Below are 15,284 nucleotides of genomic sequence, written 5' to 3'. Positions count from 1 at the left end.
GGTTGTAGGGTTGGAAGGAAAAGCCTATTTGCCGGCCAGCTCGTCGGCACTCGGAACCAGAACGGTGTCGATCACATGGATGACTCCGTTAGTCGCCCCGATATCGGTTTTGACGACTTTTGCTCCGTCGATCATAACCGTCCCATTCTTGACCTTGATGTGAACCTCAGCGCCTTTGAGGGCGGTGTTGGCCGATTTGCCGTTGAGCTTGACGACATCGGCGGCCATCACCTTGCCCGGCACTACATGGTAAAGCAGAACCTTCTTCAAAAGTTCCTTGTCATTCAGTACGGCGTCCAAAGTCTTCTTGTCAAGCTTTTTAAAGGCTTCCTCAGTGGGGGCAAACACCGTGAACGGCCCTTTGCTCTTCAGGGTTTCCACCAATCCAGCTTTTTGAACCAGGGAAACCAGGGTGGGGAATTGCTTGCTGTCGACTGCCGTATCGACAATATCTTTCTTGGCAGGGGCAGCGGCGATGGAGGAGGCGAAGGCCAGCGCCACGATGGCGGTGGCGGCAAAGGTGTTGAATCTCATGGTTTTCTCTCGGGTTAGCTTCTGGTTTGTGGCCAGATGTGGATCAAAACGGGGTCAGCAAGGTGACTGTTCCAGAAATATCAGTAATAAATGATATTTTCGGGACCGATGGCCCGGCCCGCTGCGGCGATGACTGAAGCCCGTTTGACCTAGCAGTCAGGTCGGGACCTTGACACCTGGGTGAATTCGGGCGTATCATCGCGTTCCTGGCACAGGGAGTCTCATGCAGATACCGGTGCCTGCCAGCAACTTCCACGAGGTTCGGGCAGCAAGAAACAGCGAATCGAAAGAGAAAACGAGTCGACTTTGCCGAGCCCCGTGTCCGAGTGACCGGGCTTTTTTTATGCCCAGGAAGCCAAATGGCGCAACAAGGACCAGAGGATTGAATGCCGACCGTTAACCAGTTAGTCCGGAAAGGCCGAACCAAATCGACGATCAAGTCGAAGTCGCCGGCCCTGAAGCGCAACCCCTTCAAGCGGGGGGTCTGCACCAACGTGCGCACCATGACGCCCAAAAAGCCGAACTCGGCTCTGCGCAAGGTCGCCCGTGTCCGGCTCACCAACGGTGTCGAAGTCACCGCCTACATCCCGGGCGAAGGGCACAACCTGCAAGAACACAGCGTTGTCCTCGTCCGCGGGGGCCGGGTCAAAGACCTCCCGGGCGTGCGCTACCACATCATCCGTGGCGCCCAACAAACCGGCGGCGTCAACAACCGCAAGAAAAGCCGCAGCAAATACGGCACCAAACGGCCCAAGCAGGCTTCGTAACCAGGAGTAACCGAGAAGACACCATGCCCCGAAAAGGTCCCGTCCCCGTCCGCCGCATCTTGCCCGACCCTGTCCACGGCAGCGTCCTCCTCCAGCGGTTTATCAACCGGCTCATGCTCGATGGCAAGAAATCCAAGGCCGAACACATTGTTTACACATCGTTGCAAATGGCCGCGGCAAAAGTCGAAGCCGAACCGCTCGAAGTCTTTGAAAAGGCCATGGCCAACGTCATGCCTCAAATGGAGGTTCGGCCCCGGCGCGTTGGCGGCCAAACCTACCAGGTTCCCATGGAAGTCCGCCAAGAGCGCAAGTCCACCTTGGCTCTGCGTTGGTTCGTCACGTTTGCCCGCAAGCGCAGCGGCAAAGGGATGATCGACAAACTCGCTGGGGAATTCGTCGACGCCTACAACAACACCGGGAACGCCGTTAAGAAAAAAGAAGACACCCATCGCATGGCCGACGCCAACCGTGCATTCAGCCACTATCGGTTCTAGTTTGAACCGAACCCGAACAAGAGGAAACCCAACACATGTCCAGAAGCCACCCGCTTGAACTTGTCCGCAACATCGGTATCGCCGCCCACATCGACGCCGGGAAGACGACCACAACCGAACGCATCCTCTATTACACCGGGAAGACCCACAAGATTGGGGAAGTGCACGAAGGTGCGGCGACCATGGACTGGATGGAGCAAGAGCAAGAGCGCGGCATCACCATCACCTCGGCAGCCACCTCGGCGTTCTGGCGCGGATCCAAACTCGACAAGCCCGAACACAAGATCAACATCATCGACACACCGGGGCACGTCGACTTCACCGTTGAAGTGGAACGCTCCCTGCGCGTGTTGGATGGGCTCGTCGCCGTCTATTGCGCCGTCGGCGGTGTCCAACCCCAGTCCGAAACGGTCTGGCGGCAGGCCAACAAATACAAAGTCCCCCGCATCGCCTACGTCAACAAAATGGACCGGCTCGGGGCGGAATTCTATGACGTCGTCGGCAAACTGCGCGACCGGCTCGGGGCCAACGCCGCACCCGTCGCAATCCCCATCGGCGCCGAAAGCGATTTCAAGGGGTACATCGACCTCCTCACCATGAAGGCCACGATCTACACCAGCGACGATGGCAAAGATTTTGAGGAAACCGACATCCCGGCAGACCTTGTCGATACCGCTGCCGAATGGCGCGAAAAGCTGATGGAGTCGATCGCGGAATTCGATGACTCGATCATGGAACGGTTCCTTGAAGGCGACGAAATCCCGATGGAAGACCTCAAAAAGGCCCTCCGGTACGGAACCGTCAACAACAAGATCATCCCCGTCCTCTGCGGAAGTTCGTTCAAGAACAAAGGCGTCCAGTTCCTTTGCGACTGCGTGACCGACTACCTGCCGTCCCCGCTTGACGTGGATGCCATCCGCGGTGTCGACCCCGACACGGATCAGGAAAAGCTGCGCAAGCCCAGCGATGACGAGCCGTTCAGCGCCCTCGCCTTCAAAATCGCTTCCGATAAATTCGTCGGACGGCTCACCTATGTCCGCGTTTACAGCGGGATGCTCAAAAAAGGCTCTCAAGTCACCGTCTCTTACCGCGACCCGCAAACCAACGAATTCCGGTCGCGGACTGAGCGCGTGGGCCGGATCCTGGAAATGCACGCCAACAACCGGCAAGACATCGATGCCGTCTATGCCGGCGAAATCGTCGGCGTGATCGGCCTTAGCGATGTCAAAACCGGTCAAACGCTCTGCGACGCCGCCAACGAGATTGTCCTCGAAGCCATCAAGTTCCCCGAACCGGTCATCCAGGTCGCAATCGAACCCAAGTCGCGCGCCGACCAGGAAAAACTTGGTTCCAGCTTGGCCCGCCTTGCCGAAGAAGATCCCACGTTCCGTGTTTTCACCGACCCGGAAAGCGGCCAAACGATCATCTCCGGAATGGGTGAGCTCCACCTTGACATCATCGTCGACCGCCTCAACCGGGAATTCGGCGTCCAGGCAAACCAAGGCAAACCGCAAGTCGCCTACCGCGAAACTGTGGCCACCACCGCATCGGCAGAAGGTCGCTTCGTCCGGCAAACCGGCGGTTCTGGCCAATACGGGGTCTGCACGCTGGAAATCAGCCCGCTCGAAGTCGGCAAGGGATTCGAATTCCAAAACAAGGTCGTCGGCGGGGCAATTCCCAAGGAATACATCCCGGCTGTCGAAAAGGGTGTCCGCGAAGCGCTGAGCAACGGCGTCGTCGCTGGTTACCCGGTCGTGGATGTGCGGGTTGCCGTCACCGATGGCAGCTACCACGACGTCGACTCTAACGAAAACGCCTTCAAGCAAGCCGCCATCATCGGGTTCCGCGAAGCCATGAAGAAGGCTAAGCCGATCCTGAAAGAACCGATCATGCACGTCGAAGTCACCACGCCGGAAGGCAACGTTGGCGACGTCGTCGGAGACCTCAACGGTCGGCGCGGGCGGATCGAAGGCATGGACAGCGCTATGGGTGGCGTGACAATCGTCAACGCCCACGTGCCCCTGGCGGAAATGTTCGGTTACGTCACAACCTTGCGCGGCCTCACGCAGGGCCGGGCAACCCCCAACGTAACGCCTTCCCACTACGAGCAAGTCCCGAACAGCATCGAAAAGGAAATCATCGAACGAAACAACCAAGGCAGCTGAACCTAGCCGCCCTCGGCAATGCCCCTGCCATTCAAAGCAGGGGCATTGTTGCTTTGAAGGCAGCGCCTTCGGGAATCGATTGTCAACGGGGACTAAGAAGAGGGTCAAAATGGCTACGCGGCAACCGGCCTAGCTCCGCCAAATGGCCCGGGTCCCGTTGAACTCCGGCCGCCTGATCTGGCATCATTCATAGCTCACGCGCCAGGGCCGTCCGGCACTGGCGGTATTGTCTCGCCCGGCTCAGGATTGAGCAAATCATCCTGGGTGGCTCTGCGGAAGCGGCTTTGCGCGAAGCGGAAAAAACCGGGTGGGATGTGAAAACAAGGACAACACGAAACAATGGCAAGAGCTAAATTCGAACGGACAAAGCCGCACGTGAACATCGGTACGATCGGGCACGTCGACCACGGCAAGACCACCCTGACCGCTGCCATCACCGGCAGCCTCTCCCTCAAGGGCCTCTCCAAGAAAGTCAACTACGACGAAATCGACAACGCTCCGGAAGAAAAAGCCCGCGGGATCACGATCAACATTTCGCACCAAGAGTACGAAACCGAAACCCGGCACTACGCGCACGTCGACTGCCCGGGCCACGCCGACTTCATCAAAAACATGATCACCGGTGCCGCCCAAATGGACGGCGCAATCCTGGTTGTCTCCGGTACCGACGGCCCCATGCCGCAAACGCGCGAGCACATCCTGCTTTCCCGCCAAGTCGGCGTTCCCTACATCGTCGTCTTCATCAACAAAGTCGACCTCGTCGACGATGAGGAACTCCTCGAACTCGTCGAAATGGAAATCCGCGAACTGCTCAGCAGCTTCGGGTTCCCGGGCGACGACACCCCGATCGTCCGCGGTTCCGCCGTTAAGGCCACCCAAGCGCTGGAAGCCGGCGCCGGCGCGGATGATGCCGCCCTCAAGCCGATCTACGACCTGATGGATGCCGTCGATGCATGGATCCCCACCCCCGAACGCGATACCGAAAAGCCGTTCCTGTGCGCCGTTGAAGACGTCTTCACGATCACCGGTCGCGGTACCGTCGCCACCGGCCGGGTCGAACGCGGCACCCTCAACGTCAACACCGAAGTCGAGATCGTCGGGATCAGCGACACCCGCAAAACAACCTGCACGGGTATCGAAATGTTCCGCAAACTGCTGGATAGCTGCCAAGCCGGCGACAACGTCGGCCTGCTGCTCCGCGGGATCGACCGCAAAGACATCGAACGCGGAATGGTCATCTGCAAACCCGGCTCCATCAAGCCGCACACCAAGTTCGATTCCGAGGTCTATGTCTTGGCCAAAGAAGAAGGCGGACGCCACACCCCGTTCACAACGGGCTACCGGCCCCAGTTCTACTTCCGCACCACGGACGTCACCGGTACCCTGCACCTGCCCGAAGGGGTTCAAATGGTCATGCCGGGTGAAAACATCACCATGACTGTCGAACTCATCGCCCCGATCGCTATGGAGCAAGGCTCCAAGTTCGCGATCCGCGAAGGCGGCCGGACGGTCGGCGCCGGTACCATCACCAAGGTCTACGAATAACAAAGGCCCAATACCGCCTCCCGGATTTTGATCCGGGAGGCAACAAATTTGAAAGAAACCTATGAGCGGACTGCCAACAGTTAGAATCCGGATTCGAGCATACGACCACCGTATCCTCGACCAATCGGCCGTGAAGATCAGCGAAACCTGCAAACGCACAGGCGCGCGGATCAGCGGGCCCATCCCCCTGCCGACGAAAATCCGGCGGTTCTGCGTCATCCGCGGACCCCACATCGACAAAGAGTCGATGGAGCACTTCGAACTGCGCGTGCACAACCGCCTCCTCGATATCCACGACCTCACCAACCGGACGATCGAAGCCCTGGAACGGCTCGACCTGCCCAGCGGCGTCGATATCCAAATCAAAACCGTCTAACCGGCCCGCTCGCCGGATATTAGAGCCGAAAACCAGGAATATTCCTGGTTTTCGGCTTTTTATCTTCTGGGTGGCACCTGCCGCCAATTCCAGTCTGTACACTATGGGCGCTCAATGCCCGATAACCCCTGGTTCTACGCCCTGGCCGGATTCCTGGCCGGTTGGATCGTGCAGTGGATGCTCGACCGTTTTTACCTGCGCCAAAAAATGGTGCAAAAAATCGCCGATGCCTGCAACCTCGAACCACGCGAACTCCTGACCGTCCGCGTGCGAGAACTCGAGCGCCAAAAACAAGAACTCGGTGCCCAATTGATGAACGATCGGGCGGCGCATATGGAGCAAGTCGCCGCCTTGAAGAGTGAGCTTGAAGTAGCAAAGGCAGTGGCAAACGGGCGGTTTATTGCCGATTCGGGTTACGCCTATTTGATGGACAACGGTGCCGGCGCCACTGAGGCAAAGCCCGTCACGCGCAAACGCGCTGCCACCCGCGAGCCCCTGCGTGATATCAAGGGGATCGGCCCGGTTTACGAAGATTCCCTTCGGAGGGCCGGTGTCGTGACGTTCAAGCAACTTGCCGCCCTCAGCCCAGAACAACTCGAACTGATCATTGCGCCAGAGCCTTGGCGCCGAGTCAATTTCCACGCGTGGATCGAAGAAGCTCGGGAGAAAGCAGAAGGGGGCCGGGATGGATAACCGCCTCGATAAAGATTTCCGCCGTTACGATGTGTTCAAAGCTTCGGTGGCGGCCTTGCTGACGGTGGCCACCGCTGGTTGGGCAGGAGCCTCACTCTCTTCCAAGGGGGTCATCCACCCCGTGCAGGCATCCGGATCGGTTTGGCCGTTTGGCGCAAAGCCAGGAGCGCCCCTGCTGCAATCGCCGGCACCCTCGGCCGCACTCAAACTGGGTCAAAACCAATTTGTCGGAAGCGGCCCCCCCGGTTCCAGAGTCTGCGTCTTGGGTGACGGCGCCGAGATGGGGTCGGTCAAAATCGGCGAGAGCGGGAAGTTCGACTTTGAGATGCTCATCGGCGCACCGCCACCGCGGGCCATCCGAGTCGAGTTCCTCGATTGGGGGATGGTGCGCCTTGCGGAACCCATCGCCCTCAAACCACCGCCGGGGCCGGGACCGGAGAGCGATGGCAACCTCCGGGTTGCCCGGCCGATCCCCAATGGGATCGTCAGCGGCACAGAATTGAATGTGGCCGGCACCGGCAAGCCGGGTGCAAAAGTCAGAATCCAATTGGACCGGTTCGTTCTCGGCTATGCCAATGTCGGGCAAGACGGCACCTGGAGTTTCACACGTACGGTGAACTCATCGGCGGCCAAACGGGAACTTCTCGTCCGCGAGATCGGCGGATACAGCGATACGATTTTGTCCCGCACGATCAAAGTCATTCGTTGATGTTTGCGAGTGTCGATTTCTTAACCGAAAAGGTCGCACCCGACGCCCGCAATCCGCATTCCGCGATGGGGAGGATCCTCCACATCATGAACTTGAAATCAATCATTGCATCGGTTGTGACGTCGACGATGTGGCCGATCTTCTGGATTAGTTCCCCAAAAGTCGCCAATACCGACCTGACATTTAGGTTTGACATGGACGAACAGCTGAACTAAGGACTGTTCTTTGAAAACTGCGGATGGGCTCCTCCGGCTCCGACTTGGGGGACCTAGCGTGATAGATGCGAACCTGCCAAAATCATGCGTTGCTGCAAGCGGTGCCTAACCGCCCAGCATGATCGCGGCTTGTGATAAGGCGCGGCCGGGATGACCCGCAACCGGTTTCAACCACCGGGGGATCGGGCGACATCAATTAGACGGCCAGCTGCCCCATAAAGAAGCTGCAGGAGGCAAAATGCTCTCAGGAATACTTGGAAAAAAAGTAGGCATGACCCAGGTGTTCACGGAAGAAGGGAAGGCAATCCCTGTCACCGTGATCCAGGCCGGGCCTGTTTACGTCACACAAATCAAAACAGTTGAAACCGATGGTTACAATGCCATCCAAGTGGGTTACGGGGAAATGAGCGACAAAAACCTCAGCTTTCCCAAGCACGGCCACCTCAAAAAGGCTGGGCTGACCACCAACCTCCGCCACCTTGCCGAATTCCGTGTTGACAACCCCGGTGGGTTCGAGCTTGGCCAGGCGATCACCGCCGACATTTTTGCCGCCGGCGACAAGGTCGACCTGACCGCAACCAGCAAAGGACGCGGATTTGCCGGCGGCGTCAAACGCCACCACTTCAAAGGCCAGCACATGACCCACGGCTACATGACCCACCGCCGACCGCTTTCCAGCGGGGCAACTGGGCCGCAACGCGTGTTCAAAGGCACCAAAAAGCCCGGACACATGGGCGACGCCCAGGTCACACAAAAAGGCAGCCGCATCGTCGGGGTTGACGCAGAACGCAACCTCGTCTGGGTCAGCGGCAGCGTTCCGGGCGCACCGGATGGACTGGTCCGCGTGACCAAGGCCAAGAGGTAACCGCCATGGCAGAACTTGAAATCTTTGATAACAAAGGCAAATCAGTCGGCAAGCACAAGCTCGCCGGCCCCCTTGCCGAACTCACCGTCAACAACATGGTGCTCCACCGGACCGTGGTGGCCGAAGAAGCCAACGCACGGCAAGGCACCCAAAGCACCCGCACCCGTAGCGAAGCCCGCGGCGGCGGACGCAAACCCTACAAACAAAAGAAGACCGGTAACGCCCGACAAGGGACGATCCGCGCTCCGCACTATGCCCATGGCGGCGTTGCGCTGGCCCCCAAGCCGCGCGACTACAGCAAAAAGGTCAACCGCAAGGAACGCCGGCTTGCCATCATGGCCGCTTTCGGTGCAAAGGCCAACGCGGGCGATGTCATCATCAGCAAAGAGATCGCCTTCAAGGCACCCAAAACCAAGGATGCCCAAGCGGTTCTCGCCGCACTCGGCCTGGCCGACGTCAAGCGCGTGCTGATCGTCGTGCCCGAATACGATGACGCGGTGGTCAAAAGCTTCCGCAACATCCCCAACGTGGAACTGCGAACCGCGCCCAGCCGGGACGGCAAAGCCGCATCGTTCAGCACCCGCGACCTGCTGGTGGCCCACAAAATCGTGGTCACCGAAGACGCCATGAAGAAAACAGAGGAGTGTTGGCTCGCCTAATGGACGCACACGAAATCATCCTGTACCCGCACATCACCGAAAAAACCAGGCTGCTCGCCTTCGGCAACCCGCGGATCAAAGACGAAAAACTCATCGTCCGCAAATACACGTTTGTTGTGGCACCCCGCGCAAACAAGATCCAAATCAAAGCCGCCGTTGAAGCCATCTTCAACGAAGGCAAAAAACCCAAGGAGCAGATCACGGTCGAAGACGTGCACACCATCAACGTCAAGGGTAAATCGCGGCGCGTCGGTCAACGCAAACCCGGCAAGACCGCCGGCCACAAAAAGGCCATCGTGACCCTTGCCCCCGGCCAAGTCCTGGAGGGCTTCGGAGTCTAACCATGCCGACCAAAAAAGTCAAACCAACCTCGCCAGGGCGACGACACAAAATCGCCGCAACCTACGAGGAAATCACCAAGAAGAAGCCCGAAAAAAGCCTGCTCGCCCCCATCAAAAAGAAGGGTGGCCGGAACCACACCGGGCGCATCACGATGAAGAACCGCGGCGGCGGCAACAAACGGCGCTACCGCATCATCGACTTCAAACGGCAAAAAGATGGCATGCCCGCCACGGTTATCGGCATCGAATACGATCCCAACCGCACCTGCCGCATCGCCCTGCTGCAATATGAAGACGGCACCAAAACCTACATCCTCGCGCCCAAAAACGTGACCGATGGAGCCGTCCTGCTCAGCGGGCCCGATGCCGACATCCTGCCCGGCAACTGCAAAATCTTGCGGAACATCCCGCTGGGGACGCTGGTTCACAACGTGGAGCTCCAACCCGGTCGTGGCGGCCAAATGGTTCGCTCCGCCGGTGCATCTGCCCAGGTCATGGCCAAAGAAGGGAGCTACTGCACCCTCCGCTTGCCATCCGGCGAAATGCGCATGGTTCACATGGATTGCCGCGCCACCATCGGCGAAGTCGGCAACTCCGAGCACGAAAACGAGCGCAAAGGGAAGGCCGGGATCACCCGGGGCAAAGGCCGCAAGCCGCACGTCCGCGGCGTCGTCATGAGCCCGCGCGACCACCCCCACGGTGGTGGTGAAGCCAAATCGCCCGTCGGCCGCCGCAAGGGCCCGGTCGACCGCTGGGGCAACAAGGCGATCGGTTCGCCCACCCGCTCCAACAAGCGCACGGATCGGTTTATCGTCCGCCGCCGCAAGAAGAAGTAAGACGCTCCTTGCTGGTATCCACGAGGGCCGCCGGGTTTCCCGGCGGCCCTCGTTGTTTGCTCGATCAGCAAATCATGTTCCCACGTGCCAATACGAAGTCGAGCCCCCGATTCGATCCTTTGCAACAACAACAACAAACTGGTCAGAATTTGGAATCGGAATTATTCTCTTCGGAATTTGATTATTCGGCAATCCAAGCGTTAGTTCATCATAGCGATCTAGCCCGACGAGATTCCATCGCCAAATGGACATTGGTGTGCTGCTTACTTTCTTTTCGGATTCCGGGCTATCTGGGGTTGAACAGCCATAGAGGAACTGGGCACTTGCTTGAAATGGCCTGGCTCCCGCGGGCCCAGAGAGTCGATTGACTTCGCCTCGAACCTGCATTGCTGGATAGAGGGATGCTAAGTCGGATACCGAGTGGCGAAGATAATATGATTCACCTGGGAAAACCGTTCCAAAAACCATTCCTTTTGCTTCGAAGGCTGGTTCAAAGGTTGTGCCTCTACCGTCTGAGGTCGGTTCGCTAAGTACCTTGACCCAGACCCCTTTACTAAGCATAAAGGTCGCTGTGATGGGCCAGGACAGGTCTGTGGCCAGTAAATAGAGGTTGTCGCCAATTTGTGAAAACCGGGATTCGGTACTTGGCTTGTCCAGAAGAGGAGTCTTTGGCAGCCGAACCTTCCCATCAACTGTAACCAATGAGTACCGTCCCTCGTTGAGAACAATCACCCCAGAATCAACTGAGGCAACAATTTCACCGGTAGGAACCTGCAATTCGATTGCCCTGAATCGGCTGTCTTCACAAGAGAATAGACTAACTGTTCCCAAATTGTGGAAAGCCAGCGTGCCTTGTAGACCGGAATCAATCGGTTCGCCACGACAGACTTTCGACTCAAGAGGCACATTGTTATGCCATTCAACGAACTCAATCTGGTGATCATTGATGATCTGTAGATAGCCCGCCTGAGATGCCGCCAAGATTTGGCCCGAGGCACGGATAGCGCTGATCTTAAGCGTCTGAGTAAGGCACACAATCATGAGACTGAGCATCATTCGGATTCTCCCAATTTGATTGAGATACTTTCATTTGTCCACGGCTCGCCGTTGTTGATGAGCACAGAACCACTGCCTGGCAATTGGTTGACATAAAATTGCCCGTCAGAGGGTCTGGAATGTGGAGGATTGGAAATTGCTTGTTCAATTTTGGAGAGATCCATATCATATGCCGTGATTTGCGTGCCATCATATGAAGTAACTTTTGTATTCGAGAAGCGAATACCGCAAATCTTTGAGTCTCTTTCAATGTCAATGGCCGATTTTTATCCCCATGTTTGGCTATTAATGTCGTAATACTGGATTTCCTGCGCGATCGCGCCAATGCGATTCATTCTGGTGTGCGTTGGAGTCATAAATTGTTGCTGATTTCCAAGAAATCCAAATGTGAATTTTTCTGTCAAGCCTGAAAAAGTGAATGACACCGCAACAAACGATCCAAACTTTGTTTGGAGTAATGCCGAACTATACGTTTTGCCTCCGCTAATAAAGCGATTGCTGGACTGCTTTGGTTGGACTTGCACATAGCCGAGCCCGCTTCCACGTCTGGAAACAAATGGTCTCCAATGGTTTAAACCGTCGGGCGAAGGAATGAAGTCGAACTTAAATCCGCCTTCATAATTCAAATAGTTTGGCGCAGGCGACTGAATATTATCAACCCACTCTCCTGAAAAATAGACATGTGGGCTGTCGAAATGACCGTTGGTTACGGGCGCACCATTTTGTTGGGGAACCTGAGCACCCACAATAGAGATATTGGGAGGCAAAAACACGTCTCCAGATATGGCATTGAAGCCCCAATTACTTGTAACTCTACGAAATGTGCCTGTGCCAGAGCCCCGATTGGGATTGTATCCAGAAGTTATTTGTTGAGCTAGAACTCCTGAACAGTCGCAAGGCACTTCGGGGTCTGCTGATTCTCGAATTTCGTTAGAGGCTTTACATTGGCCTGGATCCTGTCCTGTAGTGCCAGAAGTTGTGCCATTGGTTCCGGTCGTTCCGCTGGAGCCAGTAGTCCCAGTTGACCCGCTCGTACCTGTTGTACCGGTGGTTCCCGATGAGCCGCTTGTACCGGTTGTTCCACCACTTCCAGTTGAGCCAGTTGAACCAGAAGTGCCGCTCGTACCTGATGAGCCTGTGCTCCCCGATGTCCCGCCGGGATCAGTCAGCGGTGGGTCATCTGAAGAGACTGGAGGCAATTGGATGACCTCCCAGTTTTGTTCCTCGCCGCCGTAATTGCTGATGACTCGGTTGTCTTCAGTTACTAAAACAAATGCCCCACCACGTTCACTTTCTGGAAAGCTGTTGATATAGTCGAGCATCAATTGATTGTCATCAGGCGATAAGTGGGAATCTAAGTGAATACCTCCTGATTTTGGACTGGCAAAAACGAGCAAGCCGCTAGTCAAAACAAAGGAAGCAACAGCGATGCGAGACGAAATTGTGGAGCAAGTATTTTTGCGTGGGGGGTAATCATAGTGGTTTTCAACCGTAAGTTTGAAGTGTAGTGCATTCGTCGGCGAAATCTAAAGAGAGTTTTCCGATTCTTTTTGCCCGGAGCACATCGCTCATCTGTCAATTCGGGCCATCGGGCCCGTTCCCGCCTGGGTCCGTTGAACCCAGGCCCGCCGCCGGGGTATCTTTCGCCTTTGCGTCTACTGCTGTCGTAACCTGCCCCCTAGGGGGTGGCCCAGACTCAGTTCACTTGCGGCTCTGCCGATCTCGTTGGAACCACGCTGAGAACCAGCCTGTCCACCGTGCCCGGTCGGGGCCGTTGAAAAACGACCTGGAGTAACAGAAAACTTGGCACGAAGTCTCAAGAAAGGATACTTCGTCGATGACCACCTGATTAAAAAGGTGGACGCGATGAATGAAAAAGGCGAGAAGAAGGTCATCAAGACCTGGTCCCGCCGATCCACCATCATCCCCGACATGATCGGGCACACCATTGCTGTGCACAACGGCAAGCAACACGTCCCCGTGTTCGTGACCGAAAACATGATCGGCCACAAACTCGGTGAATTCGCCCCGACCCGCACCTACAAGGGCCACGACGGATCGATCCCAGACCGGGGGGTCCGCATCCGCTAACCGCGGGTGGGAGAAACCATCATGGAAGTCCGAGCCGTCGCTAAATTCGTCCGGGTGCAACCCCGCAAAGTCCGCCTTATTGCCAAAGAGGTCAAAGGGGCTGGTGCCATTTATGCCGCCAACCACCTGCGGTTCCACCCCAGCAAGGGCGCGTTCGTTTTGCACAAAGTTTTGGTCAGCGCCATCAGCAACGCTGAAGCCAACCACGGCCTTGATGCCCGAACCCTCAAAATCGCAGAGATCCGCGTTGACGAGGGGCCAGTGCTCAAGCGCATCCAAGCTCGCGCCATGGGCCGCGCCAACCGCATCCTCAAACGCATGAGCCACATCACCGTGGTCGTCGAGGATGTCGAACCGGTCGCCCAGGCCAAGGTCGCCACCACCCCCGCCAAGCCCCGGCCGAAACTGGCCGTCAAGGGCAAAAAGAAGGCGGAGGCCAAAGCGGCAACCGAAGCCCCGGCAGAAGAGCCCATGACCGAAGAATCGGCCGTGGAAGAAACCGCCGCCGAAGCACCAGTCGAAGCCTCAGCCGAAGCGGCCGAGGCAACTGAAGCAACAAACGAAACAACGGCGGAAGAATCCGCCGGAGCCCCGGAAGCCGAAGGGGAGGAGAAGAACTAACATGGGTCAGAAAATCCACCCCGTCGGATTCCGAATCGGTGTGATCCGTGGCCACGATAGCCACTGGATCTACCCCAAAAAGCAATACCGCCAAGCTTTGGCCAGCGATAACGTCATCCGCAAATACGTCAAGGAAAAGATCAGCAAAGGGCTGATCTCCCGGGTTGAAATCGAACGAGCGGCCAACCGCGTCAAGGTGACCATCTACACCAGTCGGCCCGGTGCCGTCATCGGCCGGGGCGGCAAAGGCATCGACCAAATCAGCGAAGACCTCAACCGCATCATGCGCAAAGATGACCCCACCGCCCAGGTGCAGGTCAACGTGAGCGAAGTGCGGCAGCCCGAGCTCGACGCGATGCTCGTCGCCGAAAACATCGCCGTCCAGCTGGAGCGCCGGATCAGCCACCGCCGGGCCATGCGCCAAGCCATCACTCGCGCCCAACGCATGAACGGCCGAGGCATGAAAATCATGTGCGGCGGAAGGCTCAACGGATCCGATATTGCTCGGGTCGAAGTCGACAAGTTCGGCAAAGTCCCCTTGCACACCCTCCGCGCCGATATCGATTACGGAACCGCAACCGCCGCCACCATCTATGGCTCGGTCGGCGTGAAGGTTTGGGTCTACCGGGGAGAAGTCTTGCCGGAACGGCAACTGCAGGCCATGACCGATGCCCTGAACGAGCGCAACCCGCGGGGCAAGGGAAGGGGCCGCGACGACCGCGGGCCGAGGGACGACAACCGGGGACCCCGCAACGACGACCGCCGCCGCGACGACCGCGGGCCCAGGAACGACAACCGGGGGCCACGCAACGAAGAGAGGGGGCCACGCGCTGATTCCGCACCGGAACCCCAAACCACAGAGGTGAACGACTGATGTTGATGCCAAAACGGACCAAGTTCCGCAAGCAGTTCCGCGGCAAAATGCGCGGCAAAGCCCAAAGGGGCAATGTCGTCAATTTTGGCGACTTTGGACTCATGTCCCTGGAAGCAGCCTGGATCACGAGCCGGCAGATCGAAGCCGCCCGGATCGCCATGACCCGCCACATCAAACGGGGCGGAAAAGTCTGGATCCGCATCTTCCCCGACAAGCCCTACACCAAAAAACCGCTCGAGCAGCGCATGGGCAAGGGTAAGGCCGGCGTCGAAGGTTGGGTCTGCGTCGTTAAACCCGGCCGCATCATGTTCGAAATGAACGGCGTGCCGGTCGAAGTCGCTAAAGAAGCCATGCGGCTTGCCCAACACAAGCTGCCGATCAAAACCAAATTCGTGACCAAGGAGGAGTTCCAAGAAGCCAACGGCCTCTAAACCGGAACCCAT

The 15,284-nt window shown here is 57.5% G+C and carries 19 protein-coding genes; 15 read left to right on the top strand and 4 right to left on the bottom strand.

The genetic code is table 11. The annotated features are described in order from the left end of the window. Positions 1-24: 24 nt before the first annotated feature. On the bottom strand, positions 25-534 hold the full coding sequence (locus JNM28_12705; protein MBL8069301.1) for a fasciclin domain-containing protein: 510 nt from the start codon (positions 532-534) through the stop codon (positions 25-27). A gap of 386 nt (positions 535-920) precedes the next feature. On the opposite strand from JNM28_12705, the gene JNM28_12700 reads away from it, so the two are divergent. From JNM28_12700 to JNM28_12670, 7 genes are all read left to right on the top strand, one after another. Continuing rightward, on the top strand, positions 921-1,301 hold the full coding sequence (locus tag JNM28_12700; GenBank protein MBL8069300.1) for a 30S ribosomal protein S12: 381 nt from the start codon (positions 921-923) through the stop codon (positions 1,299-1,301). Positions 1,302-1,324: 23 nt separating this feature from the next. Continuing rightward, entirely contained in the window at positions 1,325-1,795 is a 471-nt protein-coding gene (rpsG, locus tag JNM28_12695; protein MBL8069299.1) for a 30S ribosomal protein S7, read from the top strand. A 35-nt stretch (positions 1,796-1,830) separates the two neighbouring features. After that, on the top strand, positions 1,831-3,960 hold the full coding sequence (fusA, locus tag JNM28_12690; GenBank protein MBL8069298.1) for an elongation factor G: 2,130 nt from the start codon (positions 1,831-1,833) through the stop codon (positions 3,958-3,960). Positions 3,961-4,299: 339 nt separating this feature from the next. After that, positions 4,300-5,505, top strand: coding sequence for an elongation factor Tu (tuf, locus tag JNM28_12685; GenBank protein MBL8069297.1), 1,206 nt, complete (start codon positions 4,300-4,302; stop codon positions 5,503-5,505). A gap of 61 nt (positions 5,506-5,566) precedes the next feature. Beyond that, positions 5,567-5,881, top strand: a complete 315-nt coding sequence (rpsJ, locus tag JNM28_12680) for a 30S ribosomal protein S10 (protein ID MBL8069296.1) — start codon at positions 5,567-5,569, stop codon at positions 5,879-5,881. Positions 5,882-5,995: 114 nt separating this feature from the next. Beyond that, a complete protein-coding gene (locus JNM28_12675) occupies positions 5,996-6,574 on the top strand; it encodes a hypothetical protein (GenBank protein ID MBL8069295.1) in 579 nt (192 codons plus the stop codon). Further along, positions 6,567-7,283: a hypothetical protein gene (locus JNM28_12670; GenBank protein ID MBL8069294.1), complete on the top strand. Its 717-nt coding sequence runs from the start codon at positions 6,567-6,569 to the stop codon at positions 7,281-7,283. The genes JNM28_12675 and JNM28_12670 overlap by 8 nt, the downstream gene beginning before the upstream one ends. Here JNM28_12670 and JNM28_12665 read toward each other — a convergent pair. Continuing rightward, the gene (locus tag JNM28_12665; GenBank protein ID MBL8069293.1) at positions 7,273-7,479 is read right to left on the bottom strand and encodes a hypothetical protein; all 207 of its coding nucleotides are present in this window, start codon (positions 7,477-7,479) and stop codon (positions 7,273-7,275) included. The genes JNM28_12670 and JNM28_12665 overlap by 11 nt on opposite strands. A 257-nt stretch (positions 7,480-7,736) precedes the next feature. Between JNM28_12665 and rplC the strand changes: the two genes are divergently transcribed. The 4 genes from rplC to rplB are packed head-to-tail and all read left to right on the top strand — an operon-like array spanning position 7,737 to position 10,199. After that, complete coding sequence (gene rplC / locus JNM28_12660) at positions 7,737-8,363, top strand: 50S ribosomal protein L3 (protein MBL8069292.1); 627 nt, start codon at positions 7,737-7,739, stop codon at positions 8,361-8,363. 5 nt (positions 8,364-8,368) lie between these two features. After that, entirely contained in the window at positions 8,369-9,022 is a 654-nt protein-coding gene (rplD, locus tag JNM28_12655) for a 50S ribosomal protein L4 (GenBank protein ID MBL8069291.1), read from the top strand. Further along, on the top strand, positions 9,022-9,363 hold the full coding sequence (gene rplW, locus JNM28_12650) for a 50S ribosomal protein L23 (GenBank protein MBL8069290.1): 342 nt from the start codon (positions 9,022-9,024) through the stop codon (positions 9,361-9,363). Before rplD ends, rplW begins: the two co-directional genes overlap by 1 nt. A 2-nt stretch (positions 9,364-9,365) precedes the next feature. After that, on the top strand, positions 9,366-10,199 hold the full coding sequence (gene rplB, locus JNM28_12645; protein MBL8069289.1) for a 50S ribosomal protein L2: 834 nt from the start codon (positions 9,366-9,368) through the stop codon (positions 10,197-10,199). A 72-nt stretch (positions 10,200-10,271) separates the two neighbouring features. On the opposite strand, the gene JNM28_12640 is transcribed toward rplB, so the two are convergent. After that, the gene (locus JNM28_12640; protein MBL8069288.1) at positions 10,272-11,255 is read right to left on the bottom strand and encodes a hypothetical protein; all 984 of its coding nucleotides are present in this window, start codon (positions 11,253-11,255) and stop codon (positions 10,272-10,274) included. A 266-nt stretch (positions 11,256-11,521) separates the two neighbouring features. Further along, positions 11,522-12,652, bottom strand: a complete 1,131-nt coding sequence (locus JNM28_12635; protein ID MBL8069287.1) for a hypothetical protein — start codon at positions 12,650-12,652, stop codon at positions 11,522-11,524. A 406-nt stretch (positions 12,653-13,058) separates the two neighbouring features. Between JNM28_12635 and rpsS the strand changes: the two genes are divergently transcribed. From rpsS to rplP, 4 genes are read left to right on the top strand one after another with little or no spacing between them, the layout of a single operon-like run. Then, positions 13,059-13,346, top strand: coding sequence for a 30S ribosomal protein S19 (gene rpsS / locus JNM28_12630; GenBank protein MBL8069286.1), 288 nt, complete (start codon positions 13,059-13,061; stop codon positions 13,344-13,346). Positions 13,347-13,367: 21 nt separating this feature from the next. Further along, complete coding sequence (rplV, locus tag JNM28_12625) at positions 13,368-13,967, top strand: 50S ribosomal protein L22 (protein MBL8069285.1); 600 nt, start codon at positions 13,368-13,370, stop codon at positions 13,965-13,967. Position 13,968: 1 nt separating this feature from the next. After that, positions 13,969-14,841 carry a 30S ribosomal protein S3 gene (rpsC, locus tag JNM28_12620; protein MBL8069284.1) on the top strand — a complete coding sequence of 291 codons (873 nt, stop codon included), beginning with the start codon at positions 13,969-13,971 and terminating at the stop codon, positions 14,839-14,841. After that, positions 14,841-15,272 (top strand): 50S ribosomal protein L16, encoded by a 432-nt coding sequence (gene rplP / locus JNM28_12615; protein MBL8069283.1) that lies wholly within the window; start codon positions 14,841-14,843, stop codon positions 15,270-15,272. The genes rpsC and rplP overlap by 1 nt, the downstream gene beginning before the upstream one ends. Positions 15,273-15,284: the final 12 nt, after the last annotated feature.

This window comes from Armatimonadota bacterium, assembly GCA_016789105.1.
GTDB lineage: Bacteria > Armatimonadota > Fimbriimonadia > Fimbriimonadales > Fimbriimonadaceae > UphvI-Ar2.
This window is presented reverse-complemented; position numbering and strand designations above follow the sequence as displayed.